The following is a 19,364-nucleotide window of genomic DNA, read 5'->3' as shown; positions in this document are numbered from 1 at the left end:
CCGTTCCTTACCGTTTATATCGCTCCTAGAACAAAGTAAAGCAAGAAGAAGAAGGCGATCACGTACATCGTGGCCGAGATTTCTTTTCTTCGTCCGGTGGCCAATTTAACAATTGGATAGGCAATGAAGCCGAGTGCAAGTCCATTCGCAACACTAAAGGATAAAGGCATGATGGCCATCATTAAGTAGGCGGGGAAAGCCTGCGTAAAGTCACTCAGATCTATATCTTTGATGCTTTGTACCATGAGGCAACCAACAATAATGAGCACAGGAGCAATAGCGCTGTTAGGAATCACTTTGAAAAGTGGAATCAGAAACATGGCTGGAATAAATAGAAGTCCCGTTGTGAGGGAGGTTAACCCCGTTCTGCCACCAGCAGCAATACTTGTCGCGGACTCTGCTGCTGTCGTAGAAGGGCTACAACCCAAAAGGGATGCACTTACCACGGAAAACGCATTTGCCTGAAAGGATTTCCGGAACTTTGATTTATCCGGCAACATTCCCAACTGGGTACCCATATTCTGAAATATAATAATCATGGATAAGGAGAAAACCGCGGTCCAGAAATTAACCGTGTTTATGGCACTAAAATCAAAGGCGAAGAACACCTCTTGATACCCGCTAAAAGAGAAACTAAAATCACGCAATACGGAAAAATCAACGATGCCCAGTAAGGCGCCAATAATCGTACCTGCGACAATCCCAATCAAAAAGTTCCCTTTCACATTGCGTAAGAAGAGCGGCAGCGTGATCAGTAAGGTAAGAAGGGTAGTTAAGGCATTTGGATCACTAAAATTAGCCAGTGCTACAAATGTACTTTCGTTTGCTACAATAAGTCCTCCATTTTTCAAACCTAGAAAAGCGATAAAAAGTCCGATCCCCGCAGTCATTGCACTAATCATAGATTTCGGAATGGATCGGGATAGAAAGTCCGCCCACTTACTAATCGAAGTCAGGGTAAATACAATACCAGCTATAAAGACGGCAGTAAGTGCTTGCTGCCACGTAAGTCCTAAGGAGAATACGAGCGTAAAGACAAAAAATGAGGTATCTCCCAGACCTGGAATGAGGATCAAGGGCGATTTGGCCCAAAACGCCATGAACAAGCAACCGACAATGGCAGTGATTGCTGTGGCAATGGTCGCAGCTTCATAGGGCATACCGACGGTACTCAAAATAGCACCATTCACTGCGATAATATAGACTGCGGCCATAAAGGAAGTTAGTCCTGCAATAATTTCCGTGCGTATTGTCGTATTGTTGGCTTGAATTTGAAACAAGTTATCTATTCTTTTATTCATATTGGAACTCCGCCCCTTACCCATGTTGAAACGGCTAATTTTTCTTTACAAGGAGAATACCATTTCTTCCAGAAAAAAACTGGAGGTCTAGATGACTTCCAGCTTCCCCTTGTAATATATACATTCCGTCTTGCTTATCTTTTCCCAACCTCATAAGGTTCACCTAATGCTTTAGGAGCCCGAGACTTCCCGACTGCCCCAATCAATACAAGAAGGGTTAGAAGATATGGAAGCATATAGAAAAATTCGGTTGGAATATTTGCGGCGAAATCAAAAATCTGGAATTGGTCCTTCACAGCTTGTGCTAAACCAAACAATAAAGCGGCTAGCATAGCACCAATGGGGTTCCATCTCCCGATGATTACGGCAGCGAGCGCAATAAACCCTTGTCCCGAAATGGTATTATAAGCAAAGTTGCTGTTCGAAGTAAGAACAATTGTTGCTCCGCCAAGTGACGCTAGGGAACCGCTCAAAATAACTGCCATATAACGCATGCGATTTACTTTTACACCAACTGTCGCTGCTGCATTTGGATGCTCACCCACGGAACGAAGTCTCAGTCCGCTAGGTGTCTTGAACAAGATAAAGTGAAGGACTATAACTAACGCAAGGGCAACATAAGTCGTTGGGTAGGCATTAAAGAATACCTTCCCTATAAACGGAATGTCGGTTAAATATGGAATCCTCACTTTGTGAAATACATTAGTTAATATAGGGGTTTCTGCCGAGCCTGCAAAAATCATTTTTACCAGGAAGAATGTCGAACCAGAGGCAAGAATATTAATAACCGTTCCACTTACAACCTGATTCGCGCCATACTTAATGGAGGCAACGGCATGAATACTTGAGAAGATAACTGTAAATATAAAAGCACCAATTAACCCGAGCCATGGGGAGAACGCACCAAAACCTGCCGCTTCTGCATAATAAGCTGTAACCGCTGAGAAGAAGGCTCCTGATACCATGAATCCTTCTATACCAATATTAATGACACCAGAACGTTCGGAAATGAGTCCACCAAGTGCAGCGAAAATTAAGGCCGTAGAGAAAACTAGCGTGCCATTTAGAAGATTAGCAATAATGTCCATAAAGTTACACCTTCTTCTTAGTTTTCTTTTGGAATGGACGGAAGAGTAGCTTCACAATCCCGGGTGCAGCAACAAAGAAGATAATAAACCCAATGACCATTCGAATAATTTCACCTGGCACACCCGCACCAAAGCTCATTCCCTGAGATCCATAAGTGAGTGCCCCAATTAGGATGCCTGACAACAACACACCTATTGCCGTATTTCCACCTAGTAGGGCAACTGCGATTCCGTCGAAACCAAGGCCCGATGTCGTTGAGCTGATGGCCACGTATTTAAATACGCCTAGTACATCGAAGGCTCCCACTAAACCACCAAATACACCAGATATGAACATCGTTCGTACCAGAACACGGGACACACTCATTCCCGCATATTTTGCGGCATGTGGATTAAGACCTACGGTACGTAGCTCATATCCCCATTTCGTTTTGTTTAAATAAACTTGATAGAAAATAACGGCTAAGATAACGATGAAGAAACCCCAGTGAATACGTGCACCACCTGCTAAATTAGATAACCAGCTAACTTGTATACTTGCAGAATCATGGATCATTTCGGATCTTTGAGTACCTTTTTGCAACATAAAGAGATTAATCATGAATTGGCTGAAATATAACGCAATAAAGTTAAGCATAATAGAGGTAACGACCTCACTAATTCCTTTTGTTGCCTTTAAGTATCCTACAAGCGCACCCCATAGTCCTCCAAATAGAGCACCAACTAGGATAGCTACCAACCCATGCAGGAAAGGTGGCAGATTGAATTGCGTACCTACGATCAGAGCGCCAAGTGAACCCATGATAATCTGTCCATCTACTCCGATATTAAACATCCCAGCGCGAAAAGAAATAGCCACGGCCAATCCGCACATTACGAGCGGTACAATGGTCCGAATGGCTTCTCCAATATCAAAGGTGCTACCGAAAATTTTGGTGAGCATTGATTGATAGGCTAAGATCGGATCATATCCTCCAGCTAACATAACAAGTGCCCCAAGTACTAATCCAAGGACAATAGCGATAATAGGAACGAATAGGGACTGGCGTTTAAAGATTTCATTTAGCTTCATTCGTGCCACCTCTTTCGTATTTACCCGCCATCATCAGACCTAATTCTTGCTCATTTGTTGTATCTGGAGTAGTATCGCCGACAATTTGACCGTCAAATAGAACAAGGATACGATCTGCGACATTAAGAATCTCTTCCAACTCAAAAGAAACGAGCAACACCGCTTTGCCTTGATCGCGCTGAGCAATAAGTTGCTTATGAACAAATTCGATGGCGCCTACATCTAGTCCACGCGTAGGTTGAGCCGCTATCATGACCTGAGGGTCCTTATCAATTTCGCGAGCGATAATGATTTTTTGTTGGTTGCCTCCGGACATCGATCCAACTCTCGTATCAATCCCAGGCGTCCGTATATCAAACTCTTTCACTAAGCGTGTTGCCATCTCGTTCCTTGCCTTTACGTCGATGAAGCCGCGCTTATTTGTAATCTCAGGATGATAATAGGTTTGCAATATTGTATTTTCACTGACAGAAAAGTCCAGAACCAGTCCATGTTTATGTCGATCTTGCGGAATGTGTGAGATTCCCGATTCAGAAATGCTACGTGGGGTATGATTTACTATACTTTTCCCTTGTAACAGAATGTCACCGGATTTCACTGATTGCATCCCTGTTATGGCTTCAATTAACTCGGTTTGCCCATTTCCATCCACACCGGCAATCCCTACAATCTCACCCGCATGTAAAGAAAACGAGAGATGATTCAGCACATTTTTACCATTTCGATCAACCACTACTATATCTTTTGCTTCTAAGAAGACTTCTTTAGGCTTAGCTGGCTGTTTCTCCGTCTTAAAGTTGACGGCCTTCCCAACCATCTTCTCTGCTAATTCCTGTGGATTTGTATCTGCAACGGTAACGCTTTCAATAACCTTGCCACGACGAATAATGGTACAGGTATCAGCGATCTCCATAATTTCTTTCAATTTATGCGTAATTAGAATAATCGATTTTCCTTCGGCAACAAGCCTTTTCATAATTTCTAGTAATTCAATAATCTCTTGAGGTGTTAAAACCGCAGTAGGTTCATCAAAAATCAGAATATCAGCGCCGCGATAAAGGGTTTTTATAATTTCAACCCGTTGCTGCATCCCAACGCTAATGGAATCGATCGTTGCCATCGGGTCAATATCAAATCCATATTGCTCCGAAAGTTGCTTTACCTTTTTACTTGCCCCTTTTATATCCGTTTGCATACCTCTCTTTGGCTCTGTGCCAAGAATGATATTTTCCGTTACTGTAAAAGGCTCTACTAATTTAAAATGCTGATGCACCATACCAATTCCAAGTTCAATAGCTTTATTAGGACTATCAATCAACGCCTTCTCACCATTAACATGGATCTCACCTTCTTCAGGTTGATATAGTCCAAAAACGATATTCATTAGGGTGGACTTACCAGCTCCATTTTCACCTAGTAAAGCATGAATTTCTCCACGCTTTAACTGAAAACTAATAGAATCGTTAGCTACAATGCCGGGGAATCTTTTGGTAATTCCTTTAAGCTCCAACGCGATATCAGCTTTATTCACAAGAATTCCCTCCAATAATTTATTCGTCCCTTGTGATTTTTAGGTTCACAAGGGACGAAATCAACTTTATTCTGCTGGTATGACAATCTCACCACTAATGATTTTTTGGCGATATTCTTCTACTTTTTCCAGCACCTCAGGTGCTACATTCTTAGCAGAGGTTGGGGCAATATCAACACCATTCTCTTTGAGACCCATTGTAGTAACTTTTCCCCCTGGGAACTTACCGTCAGCTAAGTCCTTGGATACTTGATAAACCGCTTCATCAACTTTTTTAATCATGGAAGTCAAAGTGATATCGTCACCGAAGGTTAAGGACTGATCTTTATCTACTCCAATGACCCATACATTTTCACCGTTTGCTTTGCGTTCTTTAGCTTCATTAAATGCACCATTACCTGTCAATCCTGCCGCGTGGAAGATAATATCAGCACCTTCGTTATAAATCGTAGCAGCGGCTGATTTCCCCACATCTACACGGTTAAATACGCCGGCATAGTTCACAATTAATTTTGCCTCTGGATTTACCGCTTTAATTCCTTCTCTAAATCCAGCTTCAAAGCGTTTAATAACTGGGATCTCCATCCCACCAATAAAGCCTATTTTATTCGTTTTTGTCGTTAACCCTGCAATGACACCAACCAGGAATGATCCTTCTTGCTCTTTAAAGGATATGGCTGCTACGTTTGGTACAACAATATCGGAGTCCACAATACCAAATTTGGCATTTGGATTTTCATTCGCTAGCTGTGTGACTGCATCCGCTAAGGTAGCAGCTGTTGCCCAAGTCAAGTCATAGTTACCCTTTACAAATGTCAGTAGGTTTGGCATAACCTCACCATCGGATTTTGGCTCTAAATACTTCACATCGTAACCGAAATCGGTGTTTAATTTCTGTAAGGCTTCCCAAGCACTTTGGTTAAACGATTTATCGTTGATACTTCCTAAGTCAGTTACCATACCGATTTTTAGTTTTTGTTTACCCTCGGTTGCACCACCATCAGCAGTTCCCTTATTTGTCGTGGTTTTATTCCCACATGCGGTAAGGGCTAATGAAAGGATCAATAACATGGGTATAAATGTTTTCATTAATTTCTTCATCTCTTAATTCCCCCTGGTTTTGTGTTGGCTATGCATTTACTTTCAAAAGATTTAAAAAGCTTTGCCCAATTTCTGTCTTGGCGACATCAAAATTGTCTGCAATCGTAGCAGCTAGATCGCCAAAAGTGTTTCTTACCCCGATGGACGCGGTGTTCCTTGCGAGCGAAGGATTGTAGATCAAGATCGGCACATATTCGCGGGTATGATCTGTACCTGGTGCGGTCGGGTCATTCCCATGATCGGCTGTAATGATCAACAAGTCTCTTTCTCCGATTTGCTGTAGAATTTCAGGTAAATATTGATCAAACTCTTCAAGACAAGCAGCATACCCCTGAGGATCACGGCGATGTCCATATAAAGAGTCAAAGTCAACTAAATTTGTAAAGAGCAACCCATTAAATGAACGCTTCAACAATTCGATGGTAGTCAAAATGCCGTCTAAATTACTCTTGGTGGGATGGGATAATTGAATGCCTTTCCCTGTAAAAATATCATTGATCTTACCTACAGAGATAACATCATAACCTTGATCGTCCAGGTGATTGAGTACGGTATCCCCAAAGGGTTCAAGGGCATAATCATGCCGATTGGGTGTGCGTGTAAAGGCTCCCGGTTGTCCTACATAGGGTCTTGCGATAACACGCCCAACCATATATGGATCGTTCAAGGTTAGTTCCCGAGCGATTTCACAAGCGCGATACAACTCCTCAAGAGGAATGATATCTTCATGTGCTGCGATTTGAAGGACACTGTCGGCAGAAGTATAAACAATCCATGCTCCGGTGCGCATTTGCTCTTCACCGTACTCGTCTAGGATAACTGTCCCGGAGGAGGGCTTGTTTCCAATCACTTTTCTACCCGTCAACTCTTCAAACTTCGCCATAAGCTCTGTTGGAAATCCATTCGGATAAACCTGAAAAGGAACATCCACTTTGAGACCCATCAATTCCCAATGTCCGGTCATTGTGTCTTTACCAACCGAAACTTCATTCATTTTGCCATAGAAGGCTTGAGGCTTATCCGATTCAGGAATAGCTGAGAGTGGTGCAATGTTGCCTAAGCCAAGTGCAGTAAGATTAGGCAATTTGATCTCAGGCACCTGCTGACATATGTGGCCTAGTGTATGGCTTCCTGCATCGCCAAAGTTGGATGCATCAGGTAACTCGCCAATGCCAACACTATCGAGTACAATGACACTAATACGTTCGAAATCCATATCGTTGTTGCCTCCAGTCCGGAATGTTCCTATTACTTGAAAGAAAGGATCGACACGAATGATTACTAACCTCTCTGACATCACGATCTTCTCGGATCTTCCTGAGGATGCCTTGTTGCGTATCGCACCCTTATTAAAGGAACGTCATTTTAAAAAAAATCACGTCCTCATGTTTGAAAATGATCTTAGTGAAGAGGTTTACTTAATTCGCTCAGGGATGGTAAAAGTGTATCGCTTAAGCGAAGACAGAGAAATTGTGCTTAGTATTGCTACGGCAGGTGACATTTTTGGTGAAGCTGAAGCATTATCCAATGACATTCATCGGATTTCTTCTGTCGAAGCTTTGGAGAATGTTTCAGCTTGGCAACTCAGCAAGCAAGATTTTCTTCAAATCGTTGAGGAATATCCCTCTGTTCTACGAAAAGCTTATACCATCCTTATTGAGCGAATTCGCGTCCTCAATCGTTTAATTCGCTATTTATCGTTTTATGATGTTCGAACGAAGACAGCGAATTTAATCATGGATCTGTATTATAACTTTGGGAACCAGAATGATAACGTTTACAAAATAGATCTAAGGATTGGTCAATCTTTGCTGGCTAATATGCTCGGAGTTACTAGAGAATCCATATCCAAAACCCTAAGTGATTTTCAAGCTGAGGGAATCCTCGATATTCAGGATAAATATTTTTATATCTTAAATAAGAGCAAACTTGAATCGATTTGTAATAAAACCGAAGAGATTCAAGAACTTCGAAAATGGAATAACCAGTAGACATGTCGTGCATTTAATATAACAATGTAAGCGCTATATTTCAGTTAACGCCTTAACGATTATTTTGTTAACCAGTTCACAAAAGTGGGGTTAACCCATTAACAGAACGTGCCATCACATTGTGGTATGATTTTGTTGTAAACGTTTTCTTGGGAGACAAAATATATCTATTGGAGGCAATTAAAATGAGTACTCATATTGAAGCTAAAGCTGGGGAAATTGCAGAATCTGTGTTATTACCAGGCGATCCATTACGTGCAAAGTATATTGCAGAAACTTTTTTGGAAGGCGCTGTTTGTTACAATAATGTTCGTGGTATGCTCGGTTATACAGGAACTTATAAAGGGAGCCGCGTATCGATTCAAGGCACAGGAATGGGCATGCCTTCAGCATCGATCTATATCCACGAATTAATTAACAATTATGGAGTTAAAAATTTGGTTCGTATCGGAACTTGTGGTGCCATCCAATCTGATGTGAAAATTCGGGATGTTATTATTGGGCAAGCTGCCGCGACGGATTCGGCTATGATTCGTAACAACTTTCCAGGCTACGACTTCCCTCAGATTGGAAACTTCGATCTAATTAAGAGATCATACGAAGTTGGAACCGCTAAGGGCCTAAATCTTCACGTAGGAAATGTGTTATCCTCTGATGTGTTCTACACAGAAGATAATTCTATAGTTACTAAGCTTGGCAAACATGGTGTATTAGCTGTAGAGATGGAAACAGCAGGACTTTATTACCTTGCTGCAAAATTTGGGGTAAGAGGGTTGTCTCTATTAACAGTTAGTGATCATCTCATTACAGGTGAGCAAACCACTGCGCTCGAAAGACAAACCACTTTTAATGACATGATCGAGGTTGCATTGGAAACGGTGACGGCGTAGGTACTGATAGGAACCAAAAAAATGGATAATGATAGTAGTTGTAAGATGGGACAGGGGACAGGAGCTAGGCTCCTTGTCCCCTTTTATTGCGCCTTAATGAATTCAACTTTTGGATCATGTACAACCGGCTTCATTTTGGGGGTATGATTCCCACGTAGCTCTTTTCTCTGATTCATATTGTTGCGTAGCAGTGCAAAGATAATGAATAGGGTTCCCACGATCTCAAAACTACTGATTTGATAGCCTTGAAAAGCCATAATAACGAATGTTGTGATCGGCACAAAGTTGATAAATAAGATGCCGTTAAGCGAAGATATCATTTTGATTCCTGCATTCCAACTTAGTAAGGCGGCTAACCCTGGCAATAAGACCATAAAGGCCATCTCATACTTAATGGAGAATATCGTGTCCCATGTTGGAACAGGAAGCACTTGAAAGCTTGAAGCTAAGGTAACGATGACTAGGTTTACTGCACTTCCTAGCAAACAGGTTAGTGTAGAGTAGCGAAGTGTCGACCAATCCTTAAATCGCTCTCCTCCCATCGAATAAATCACCCATCCAACAACTCCCGTAAAGACCAGCAGTAACGGAATAAGGTGCTGACCAGCCATGGTGAAGAAGCTTAATTCCCCATTCGTGATCACAAGCAAAGCACCAATTAGCGCGATGGCTACACTCGAAATCATATATTTTTTCGGGGCTTTTTTGGTCGTAATCCATACGATCAATATGGAGATCATCGGCATGAGCACTTCCATAATGGAGGCGGCAATGGTACCGGGCTCTCCCATGAGATGTTGTCCAAAGAAGACGGCCATATTATAGACTGTGAATGCCATGATTCCGAAGAGCAACAGGGATTTGCCTCGTCCCTCTAAGCGAAACGCTGATCGTCCCTCTTTTAACCAGAGCATTATGCTAAGAATGATAGCCACAGTTAAATAACGGATGAATGAAAAATAGAATGGATCGATTTTCTGCAATGCAATGTGTGCAACGGGAAACATAGCTCCCCACGACATACTTGCAATGAGGCACAATATGGAGCCTAAGATGATTTTCTTGGATAACATGTTGTTTTATCGCTCTCTCTCTCTTTTAGCAAGAATTTGCCGACGTAGTGTATAAATTATCATAGCGGGATGAAAGATTATAGTAAAATGATTATAAATAACGTTTATGATCATTTATAATGATAATAGACACATGATGTACATACTTTGGAAAGTAGAGGAGGAGCCGTTATGGAGCTTAATGACTTGAGAATTTTTCAGAGCGTTGCGACACATGGAAGTATCAGCAAAGCGGCGCTCGAGCTAAGTTATGTTCAATCCAATGTGACAGCAAGAATTAAGCTGCTCGAGAAAGAACTCCAAACGCCTTTATTTCATCGCCATAAGCGTGGAATGATTTTAAATACGGAAGGTAAACGATTGTTGGAACATTCACGGGAAATTTTATCGAAGGTGGAGGAGATGAAGCGCTCATTTCAAGATAAATCGAACCCTTCCGGTATCCTCAAGATCGGGATCGTAGAGACTGTGATTGCTCTTCCCGATATTTTATCCTCTTACCATAATAAGTATCCTAATGTTGAACTATCACTAAAGGCCGGAGTAACGGATCTTCTGCTGCAAAAGGTCATTGATATGAAGCTGGATGGAGCGTTTGTTACTGGACCCATTAGGCATCCATTAATCGAACAGGTCGAGGTGATCCAAGAGAGGTTAGTACTTGTAACGAAAGGAAATACCTTTTCGATGGAGGACATCACGACTAAGCCGCTACTCCTATACAATAAAGGTTGCGGTTATCGTGGGAGATTGGAAAGTTGGATGAAGGTGGAGGGAATTATCCCGAAACAGATCATGGAGTTTGGAACATTTGGGACGATTATGGGGAGTGTAGCTGCAGGGATTGGGATAACGATTCTGCCCGAATCATCCGTTACAGATCTGGTTACAGGTGGAACTGTATTCTGTCATGATGTGCCTGAACCTTATCGTGAAATCACGACGATATTTATCCGGCGTAAAGATTCGTTGTTAACGAGCACACTTCAATGTTTCATTGATGAAATTGTGGCTCGGACGGGACTAGAACAAGAGGAATCACTAGAGTAGTTATAGATTGGATGGTATCAGGCTTCATAATCGGCAGGTTGTTACCAATATTTAGCACACAACTAATCAGGGTTGTTGTCGTCAGAACTATAGGAATAAATCAAACAACAAGGTGATGACAACATGAGCAAAACAAAAGGAACCCTACTATTGCTACTAATTACGACTATGCTCTACTCAACTTCAGCTCCGACTCATACGGCAGCAGCACCTTCGGCTCCTGTAGCGGCGATCTATATGGACGGGAATCTGCTTCAGCTTGATGCCCAGCCGTTACTCGTAAAGGACACCGTGCTCGTTCCCATGCGCCAATTGTTTGAAGAACAAGGAGCTAAGTTATCCTGGAATGGTGCTACTAAAACAGTAACGGCGAACAAGGACAATCTGAACATGACCTATCATATTGGGGAGCAGGCGGCTTACCTAAATGGACAACCACTAAGCTTGACCGTTCCCGGCCAAATTAATCAAGGCTACACGATGATGCCACTGCGCTTTGTTAGTGAAGCTCTAGGTAGCACTGTGAAGTGGGATGCTAATACTCGGACGGTTCGTATCACGACTAAGGTTGATTACACAACGACGGTTCTATCGGGAGTGAACCTACGAAATACACCAGACTCTACGGTAGATTCTAGCGCCCTTGAAATGTTGCCTAAGGGTGAGAAGGTTCATGTGATCAAGGAAGTGGGAGCCTTCTGGCTAGAAGTGCGTACCCAGGATAATAAGATAGGATACATATCGGCCAAACCCAAATATACGGACTATACAAGTACAACCCTCGCTGAACGACAAGCGGACGAGCTGATTGCATATGGGGAGAAATATCTAGGTAGACCCTATGAATTTGGGGCTTCAATGGATCAGACCGATACATTTGATTGCTCTTCTTTCGTTCGACATGTCTATTTAGACAAGCTATCTATTGAACTTCCGCGTGTCTCCTATAACCAGGCTAAGGAGGGCCAAGAAGTCGGAATCAACGAGCTGCGCAAAGGGGATCTGTTGTTCTTCAGTGCACGTGGACTAGATATTGGTCATGTAGCTATCTATGTAGGGAATAATAAGATACTGCATACGTATTCGAAAGAGCTTGGCGTTCACTACGAGACCTTAGGGGATAAGTGGATGAAACGGTTCGTAACTGCCCGGAGGATGTTTTAGAGGGACGTTTTTGAGTCGGATGTTAAAAATACTATCTGCAACCAGTAAACAACCAATCCAGTAACACATGGATTGGTTGTTTATTGTGTTGTGAGAATCATAGTCATATTTGCTTTTAGCTTATCTGCATCTGATTCAACCGGCTATACACTCCACCGGCAGCAATTAGCTCATCATGCTTACCTTGTTCGGCTATGCCATGTTCATTAACGACGACGATGCGATCCGCGTTGCGGATTGTGGAAAGGCGATGCGCTATGACTAACGTTGTGCGGCCAATAGATAACTCAGACAGTGATTGCTGAATAGCTGCTTCCGTCTCGGTATCAAGCGCAGAAGTTGCCTCATCCAAGATAAGGATAGGAGGATTCTTAAGAAACATGCGAGCAATTGATAAGCGTTGCTTCTGACCACCTGACAACTTAACTCCACGTTCACCGATGACGGTATCCATTCCCTCCGGTTGATTACGGATAAGCTCTTCAAGCGATGCTCTTCGAGCTGCTTCCCATATCTGCTCTTCTGTTGCATGTAGATCGCCGTAAGCAATATTTTCCCGGATCGTACCTGAGAATAGAAATACATCCTGTTGTACAATCCCGATATGCTTGCGGAGTGACTCTAGCTTAAACTTCCTGATATCAACACCATCTACCGTGATCCGACCCTCGTCCACATCATAGAAACGGGGAAGCAGGCTGCAAATCGTGGTCTTACCTGCACCCGATGGCCCCACAAAGGCAATGGTCTCCCCGGCATGGATCGTTAGATCAAGATTTTGTAAAATAGGTCTATTTACTTCATAACCAAAGGTTATATGCTCAAATTGAATATCGCCTTTTACGCTGTCTACTGTAATGGCATCTGGAGCATCAGCGATATCGGGCTCTGTATCGAGAATTTCCGTATAACGTTTGAATCCGGCGATTCCTTTAGGGTAACTTTCAACAACAGCATTAATCTTCTCGATCGGTCGGAAGAAAATATTAGAGAGTAAGATAAAGGCCATGAATTCGCCTAGAACAAGCTTACCTTCGATAAAGAACCAGGCTCCGCAGATCATGACAAATATCGTAATGAGGCGCATCATCATGTAACTAATCGAGATACTTTTGGCCATCGTTTTATAAGCAAGTAGCTTTGTTGTGCGGTAGTTCTGATTATCAACTGCGAATAGCTTCTCTTCGTGTTTTTCATTGGCAAAGGATTGTACCACACGGATTCCGCCTACGTTATCTTCGATTCGAGCATTGAAGTTACCGACTTCCCCGAATAGATTTCTATAGGTTGAAGTCATTTTTCTACCGAAGAAGATGACCAGCCATGCCATGAATGGCACGATGATAAAAGTAATGAGTGCAAGTTCCAGATTAATATAGGCCATCAACGAGAACGAACCGATTAGCGTCATAACGGCGATGAACACATCTTCTGGTCCGTGATGCGCGAGCTCACCAATATCATTCAGATCGTTCGTGATTCTGCCCATGAGGTGACCTGTCTTGTGGTTGTCAAAGAAGCGAAAGGATAATTTCTGTACATGCCCAAACATCTTGCGGCGCATATCCGTCTCAATATTGATACCCAGCATATGGCCCCAATACGTGACAATATAGTTCAGTACGGTGTTAAGCGCATAGATAGCGAGCAAGGCGACACATGCCAGCACGATAAGTGACCAGTTACCGCTAGGTAGTAAGTCATCAATAAATTTGCTCACGGCAAGTGGAAATGCTAGTTCGAGCAGCCCGGCAACTATGGCGCAAACAAAGTCCAATATAAAGAGGCCTTTATAAGGACGGTAGTAAGAGAAAAAACGTCGAAGCAAAAGATATCACTCTTTTCGTAATTATTAGATAGTATGGATATTCATCTATCCTATCATGCAATGTGGAGGAGGGACAGAGGAACAGGAACTTGTCCATATTTTTGGTTTTGAGAGAAATCCTATCCTTTTAGAACCAAAAACCCTTATATCTATGCATATGCAACCGCTGGTTGACAGATTGTGAACTAAACTTGGTAGTCATGAATAGACCGATATTATATGATGAGCCTGAGGTGATGACATGGAATTTGCAGATAAATTGCAAAAGTTCAGAAAAGAAAGAGGCATGTCGCAAGAGAATTTGGCAGCGATCATTGGTGTATCACGGCAATCTGTTTCGAAGTGGGAATCGGGGCAAGCGTACCCCGAACTGGATAAGATTATTGCGTTAAGCGAGCTGTTTAACGTAACCGTGGATAACCTGGTCAAGAATACACCTAGTAGTACGGAATCGGCGGAGAATGTACAACATATTCGGTATGTCGATTCACGATACATGTATCGTTATGAATATAAAAGTAAAAGAACATGGCGAGGCCTTCCGCTGGTACATATCAACATTGGACGTGGAATACATGTTGCCAAGGGAATTATTGCAATAGGCAATATTGCGATTGGCGGATTATCCATTGGAGGCATTGCTTTGGGAGGATTATGTCTAGGAGGCCTAGGTTTTGGTCTTGTAAGTTCGGGAGGACTTGCCTTGGGCTTGCTAATGGCGCTGGGAGCTGTGGCGATTGGCCCCATTGCCATCGGTGCTCTTGCTATAGGGATCATCGCTATTGGAAGTCTGGCCATTGGAATGTTCTCCTTTGGCGCATGCGCCATAGCCTCGCATATTGCTATTGGTCAATATGCAACCGCGCACATCGCCATAGGTGATTCGGTAAATGGTGCCCAGACCTTACTTATGGAGAATAATAGACTAAACAGTATTAGCGCAGAACAGGTAAGGGCACTAATTTCTCAGGAGTATCCTCGATTATGGAAACCTATTGTTGAGCGCATTATTTCAATTTTCAATTGATTCTTGGTTTCTTATCCTACATTTGGCTGTAAATAAAAATGGCTGGGCAGAAATAACATTCTGCTCAGCCATTTTTTTATACTAAAACCTCATTAAAAGTCAAAGTTATCTGGATCGGGACCGACCCGAAGATTCTGGTTCAAAGCATCAATTCGAGCAACATCCTCAGAGGATAACTCAAAATCGAATATTGCTGCATTTTCGATAATTCGATGTTCTTTAGTGGACTTTGGAATCGTTACAATACCATGTTGTAGGTCCCAACGCAGAATAACTTGGGCAATCGATTTGTTATGTTTAGCTGCGATTTCTTGTAATACCGGATGATCTAACAATTGACCTTGCATCAACGGTGACCAAGCTTCTATTTGAATGCCCTGCGTCTTGCAGAAGTCTCTTAACTCTGTTTGCGTTAATTGTGGATGAAGTTCCACTTGGTTCACCATAGGTTTGATTGTAGCGGTCTTCATCAGATCTTCAATATGATGGATTTGGAAATTACTTACCCCAATTGCCTTTACACGTCCTTCTTTATATAGGGTTTCCAATGCTCTCCATGCATCTTGATACTTACCTTCTACAGGCCAATGAATAAGATACAGATCGAGATATTCCAGACCTAGCTTGTTTAGGCTAGTTTCGTATGCTGCTAGTGTGGATTCGTATCCTAGATCAGCATTCCAAACTTTTGAAGTGATAAAGAGGTCTTCTCTAGAGATATTGTTCTCCAGAATGGCTTCGTGAATACCTTGTCCGACACCTTTTTCATTGTCATAAATAGCTGCGGTATCGATACTGCGATAACCGTGTTTGATGGCTGATTTTACAGCTTGAACTAATTCCGCGCCTTCCTCTACTTTAAATACGCCGAGTCCAAACCAAGGCATTTGAATACCACCCTGTAAAGTTGTTGTATCTTGTAAGTGTTTCGCAGTCATAGAAAAAACCTCCTGAGTTTTGTTGTTATATTTTTTTAGCTTTATTCAGTAACAGGGTTAGATTTGAGGTTTGCCGCATCTCTTTTTTCCAAGTAACGTGCCCAACCCGTTAAGAATACAGCTCCTAGTACCATTAACGATCCTACCCACGCTGTATGGATCAGTCCGATGGAGTCCGTAACTACCCCACCTAAATATGCCCCAATTGCAATCCCGGCATTAAACGCAGCAATATTAACTGCAGAAGCCACATCTACCGCTTTTGGTGCATAACGTTCAGCCAACATCACGACGTACACTTGTAATCCAGGTACATTCATAAAAGCTAACAATCCCATAAAGAATATCGTAATCAAACCAGCAATTTTAAACGGAGCAGTGAACGTTAGGACGAGAAGTACAATCGCTTGAAAAATAAACATATAGAACAAGGCAGAAACAGGCTTACGGTTGGCAGCCTTGCCCCCAATGACATTTCCGATAGCAATAGCAATTCCGTATACAAGCAGAATGCTGAACCGCTGTGCGCATATAGCTCGGCATGGTGGACTGGTCAGAGCGAGAGCTACTGTTGATTCCTTAAATCCGGTTATGTCATGAAGTAACGGGGATAAATAGGTAAAGACTACGAAAGTACCTCCGTACCCAATGGCCGTAATGGCGAAGGCAAGTAGTAAACGTCCATTCGTAACCAGTTTTAGCTGATCGCGTAGTGGTGTTTTGGTTCCTTTGCGCAAATTAGTAGGAATCAATATCATGTTGGCTATAAAGGCCAAGATACCAATGATAACAATCCCGACAAAAGCAGCTCGCCAGCCCCATTGTTGCCCAATCATGGTACCTAGAGGGACACCCGTAACTGTAGCTACAGTGAGTCCAGAGAACATAATAGCAATAGCACTTGCCCTACGATGTTCAGGTACGAGGTCAGCCGCGATGGTAGAGCCAATCGACATGAACACACCGTGTGAGAACGCGGAGATGATGCGGGCAGCTAGTAGAATGCCAATTCCACTCGCTGCTGCGGCAAGTCCATTACCGATAATAAAAACGATCATGATCCAGAACAATAAGGTTTTGCGAGGAACATTTGTGGTCAATGACGTTAATATGGGGGCTCCAAAAGTTACCCCTAAAGCATATAAAGTAACGGTTAATGCGGATGTTGTAACAGATATATTGAAGTCCTCAGCGATCAGGGGAAGTAGTCCCACACTGATGAACTCTGTTGTCCCAATCGCAAAAGCGCTTATTGCTAAAGCAAGGAGTGCCAGTGTACTTCTTTTCTTATCTAATGACATGTTGGATATAACTCCTTAATTGGTATTGCCGGCCGGTAAATGCTATTATGAGTTATTCAGTTTGAAATGAATAGTACGCACTTTAAAGTTGTATAGGAACTAATAAGTAATATACGTACTAAAAAGTGCCTATAACATATATAGGGGGACCAAGTCATGACCACAAAGAAATATAATATTTCAGTAGAAGCTACCTTAGAGGTTATCGGGGGGAAATGGAAGTGTGTAATCCTCTGCCATTTAACACATGGCAAGAAAAGAACTAGTGAACTAAAGCGACTAATCCCTTCCATTACGCAAAAAATGTTAACTCAACAACTGAGAGAACTAGAGGAAGATGGCATTGTGAATCGGATTATCTACAACCAAGTACCTCCAAAGGTGGAATACGAGCTCAGTGAATACGGTTGGAGTTTGGAATCGATATTAAACTCCCTGTGCGCATGGGGAGAGGTTCACATTATTAAAGAATATGGCGATAAGTTTGCTGTGTTGGAAGATAATATGCTGAATAAATAGGCAGAGATCATATCTTCTTATCCCATAATCCTCTCAAGTTATTGGTGAGTTTTTTTTCAATATAGGTATAGGACAAATGGGAGACTAAGATAGATAGAGTGATGGTTGAAACTATATAAATTAATAAAAGTATAGAAGGGTTATGAATATACAAGCTTATCTTGGGAGCGTCAAGAATTTTGTGTAAATGAAAATATACCTCTCTTGTAGAAGTTCGTTTAGTTTTTGTTAGAGAACATTGCTAGCAGTTCTGATCGAGCTTGATCGAAGCCAATATGACAACGGGTAGCAAAGCGTTGGTTATAGCTTTCAAACTGTGAAACCAAGAATTTTTCTAGTGCCTCTTCATGGGGAAATTGTTCTTTACGATTAGTGTATTTCTTAATCTGTTTGTTAAAGGATTCTATTAAATTCGTTGAATAAATGCTTCTCCAGATCGGCTTAGGAAAGCTGTAAAACGTGAAGATATAGGGATTTTCTCGCAGGGATTTAGTGACCTTAGGATATGCTGTTTTCCATTTATCACAGAAGGTTGCCAGCGCCGCTTTACCAGCTGCTTCATCGTCAGATCGATAGACGGATTTGAAGTCTTCACAGATCTCTGCTCGATCTGAGACACGAACTTTATGGGCAATATTACGTGCTAAATGAACACAGCATGTTTGGTACTTCGCCTGCGGGTAGATCTCCTGAATCGCATTCACAATACCTGTGAGTCCATCGGAGATAAACAGAAGGATTTGTTCCGTGCCACGCTGTTTCACGTCCTGAAGGAGTTCTTTCCAAATGTAAGCTGATTCGGTCGGTGCAACGGCGTACGTAAGAACTTCCTTGGAGCCATCCTCACGAATTCCCACGGCAATGTAGACCGCTTCCTTAGATACCGTTTCACGTTTAACGGCGATATAGGTCGCATCAATATAGACGCACACATAGCGCTCCTCAAGAGGTCGTTTCATAAACGCATCGACATGCTCTACCATCACTTTTGTCATGTTCGATATGGTTTGTGGTGTGTAGTGGTGACCGTACATTCTCTCGATTAGGTCGGCAATCTCCGTCATCGTGACACCCTTTTGAAACATGTGGATGACAAAGGATTCTAGCGTATCATTCGAGCGTTTGTACGGTGCTACAGTCTGTTGCTTAAACTCTCCGTTACGATCTCGAGGAATGTTGAGTTGCAGGTCCCCATACTCGGTATGAAGCGTTCGGCAGTAGCCACCGTTTCGAGAATTCCCTGAATTCATACCTATACGGTCATATTTTTCATAGTCTAGGAATGCAGTAAGCTCCGTCTCTAACAGGTGATTCATAGCACACTCTAAGTGACTGCGAAATACTTCCGTTACATCTTGTTTTGTGACTAGAGCTTGGACTAAATCTGTTGTAAAATGATTCATAGGGAAGACCTCTCTTTGAATTGTTGTGTGGTAACTCAATTCTACAAGAAAAGGTCTTCCTTTTTCTATTTATCTATTTACACAAAA

17 protein-coding genes are annotated in these 19,364 nt (G+C 42.3%); 6 read left to right on the top strand and 11 right to left on the bottom strand.

The genetic code is table 11. The features are described from left to right. Nucleotides 1-14: 14 nt before the first annotated feature. The 6 genes from NST85_RS27870 to deoB form a co-directional block, all read right to left on the bottom strand. Nucleotides 15-1,301: an NCS2 family permease gene (locus NST85_RS27870; RefSeq protein WP_127191643.1), complete on the bottom strand. Its 1,287-nt coding sequence runs from the start codon at nucleotides 1,299-1,301 to the stop codon at nucleotides 15-17. A 134-nt stretch (nucleotides 1,302-1,435) separates the two neighbouring features. Next, complete coding sequence (locus NST85_RS27865) at nucleotides 1,436-2,389, bottom strand: ABC transporter permease (protein ID WP_341190950.1); 954 nt, start codon at nucleotides 2,387-2,389, stop codon at nucleotides 1,436-1,438. A 4-nt stretch (nucleotides 2,390-2,393) separates the two neighbouring features. Beyond that, nucleotides 2,394-3,461 (bottom strand): ABC transporter permease, encoded by a 1,068-nt coding sequence (locus NST85_RS27860; protein WP_127191645.1) that lies wholly within the window; start codon nucleotides 3,459-3,461, stop codon nucleotides 2,394-2,396. Next, nucleotides 3,448-4,992, bottom strand: a complete 1,545-nt coding sequence (locus NST85_RS27855; RefSeq protein ID WP_127191646.1) for an ABC transporter ATP-binding protein — start codon at nucleotides 4,990-4,992, stop codon at nucleotides 3,448-3,450. The genes NST85_RS27860 and NST85_RS27855 overlap by 14 nt, the downstream gene beginning before the upstream one ends. A 66-nt stretch (nucleotides 4,993-5,058) precedes the next feature. Next, nucleotides 5,059-6,093 carry a BMP family lipoprotein gene (locus NST85_RS27850; RefSeq protein ID WP_211350064.1) on the bottom strand — a complete coding sequence of 345 codons (1,035 nt, stop codon included), beginning with the start codon at nucleotides 6,091-6,093 and terminating at the stop codon, nucleotides 5,059-5,061. 28 nt (nucleotides 6,094-6,121) lie between these two features. Continuing rightward, nucleotides 6,122-7,309 (bottom strand): phosphopentomutase, encoded by a 1,188-nt coding sequence (deoB, locus tag NST85_RS27845; protein ID WP_341191177.1) that lies wholly within the window; start codon nucleotides 7,307-7,309, stop codon nucleotides 6,122-6,124. Nucleotides 7,310-7,367: 58 nt separating this feature from the next. Here deoB and NST85_RS27840 point away from each other — a divergent pair, with 58 nt between their 5' ends. Together NST85_RS27840 and deoD are read left to right on the top strand one after the other, a co-directional pair. Continuing rightward, the gene (locus tag NST85_RS27840) at nucleotides 7,368-8,084 is read left to right on the top strand and encodes a Crp/Fnr family transcriptional regulator (protein ID WP_341190949.1); all 717 of its coding nucleotides are present in this window, start codon (nucleotides 7,368-7,370) and stop codon (nucleotides 8,082-8,084) included. Nucleotides 8,085-8,269: 185 nt separating this feature from the next. After that, nucleotides 8,270-8,974, top strand: coding sequence for a purine-nucleoside phosphorylase (gene deoD / locus NST85_RS27835; RefSeq protein WP_307400555.1), 705 nt, complete (start codon nucleotides 8,270-8,272; stop codon nucleotides 8,972-8,974). An 83-nt stretch (nucleotides 8,975-9,057) separates the two neighbouring features. Here deoD and NST85_RS27830 read toward each other — a convergent pair whose 3' ends face one another. Beyond that, nucleotides 9,058-10,047, bottom strand: a complete 990-nt coding sequence (locus NST85_RS27830) for a DMT family transporter (RefSeq protein WP_341190948.1) — start codon at nucleotides 10,045-10,047, stop codon at nucleotides 9,058-9,060. Between the two features lie 171 nt (nucleotides 10,048-10,218). Between NST85_RS27830 and NST85_RS27825 the strand changes: the two genes are divergently transcribed. After that, complete coding sequence (locus NST85_RS27825; protein ID WP_127191651.1) at nucleotides 10,219-11,097, top strand: LysR family transcriptional regulator; 879 nt, start codon at nucleotides 10,219-10,221, stop codon at nucleotides 11,095-11,097. A 123-nt stretch (nucleotides 11,098-11,220) separates the two neighbouring features. Next, entirely contained in the window at nucleotides 11,221-12,261 is a 1,041-nt protein-coding gene (locus NST85_RS27820) for a C40 family peptidase (protein ID WP_341190947.1), read from the top strand. Nucleotides 12,262-12,376: 115 nt separating this feature from the next. Here NST85_RS27820 and NST85_RS27815 read toward each other — a convergent pair whose 3' ends face one another. Then, a complete protein-coding gene (locus tag NST85_RS27815; protein WP_341190946.1) occupies nucleotides 12,377-14,089 on the bottom strand; it encodes an ABC transporter ATP-binding protein in 1,713 nt (570 codons plus the stop codon). Between the two features lie 241 nt (nucleotides 14,090-14,330). Here NST85_RS27815 and NST85_RS27810 point away from each other — a divergent pair, with 241 nt between their 5' ends. Next, nucleotides 14,331-15,116 (top strand): helix-turn-helix domain-containing protein, encoded by a 786-nt coding sequence (locus NST85_RS27810; RefSeq protein WP_341190945.1) that lies wholly within the window; start codon nucleotides 14,331-14,333, stop codon nucleotides 15,114-15,116. A gap of 92 nt (nucleotides 15,117-15,208) precedes the next feature. On the opposite strand, the gene NST85_RS27805 is transcribed toward NST85_RS27810, so the two are convergent. Further along, nucleotides 15,209-16,054: an aldo/keto reductase gene (locus tag NST85_RS27805; protein ID WP_341190944.1), complete on the bottom strand. Its 846-nt coding sequence runs from the start codon at nucleotides 16,052-16,054 to the stop codon at nucleotides 15,209-15,211. A 41-nt stretch (nucleotides 16,055-16,095) separates the two neighbouring features. Then, nucleotides 16,096-17,355 carry an MFS transporter gene (locus NST85_RS27800; RefSeq protein WP_341190943.1) on the bottom strand — a complete coding sequence of 420 codons (1,260 nt, stop codon included), beginning with the start codon at nucleotides 17,353-17,355 and terminating at the stop codon, nucleotides 16,096-16,098. A gap of 156 nt (nucleotides 17,356-17,511) precedes the next feature. On the opposite strand from NST85_RS27800, the gene NST85_RS27795 reads away from it, so the two are divergent. Then, nucleotides 17,512-17,874, top strand: a complete 363-nt coding sequence (locus NST85_RS27795; RefSeq protein WP_127191657.1) for a winged helix-turn-helix transcriptional regulator — start codon at nucleotides 17,512-17,514, stop codon at nucleotides 17,872-17,874. Between the two features lie 218 nt (nucleotides 17,875-18,092). Here the strand turns inward: NST85_RS27795 and NST85_RS27790 are convergent, their stop codons facing one another. Further along, the gene (locus tag NST85_RS27790; RefSeq protein WP_341189008.1) at nucleotides 18,093-19,277 is read right to left on the bottom strand and encodes an IS256 family transposase; all 1,185 of its coding nucleotides are present in this window, start codon (nucleotides 19,275-19,277) and stop codon (nucleotides 18,093-18,095) included. Between the last annotated feature and the right edge of the window lie 87 nt (nucleotides 19,278-19,364).

It is taken from the genome of Paenibacillus sp. FSL K6-2524 (genome assembly GCF_038005525.1).
Lineage (GTDB): Bacteria > Bacillota > Bacilli > Paenibacillales > Paenibacillaceae > Fontibacillus > Fontibacillus anaericanus.
The sequence above is the reverse complement of the archived record's forward strand: the minus strand, read 5'-3'. Positions and strand labels throughout refer to the sequence as shown.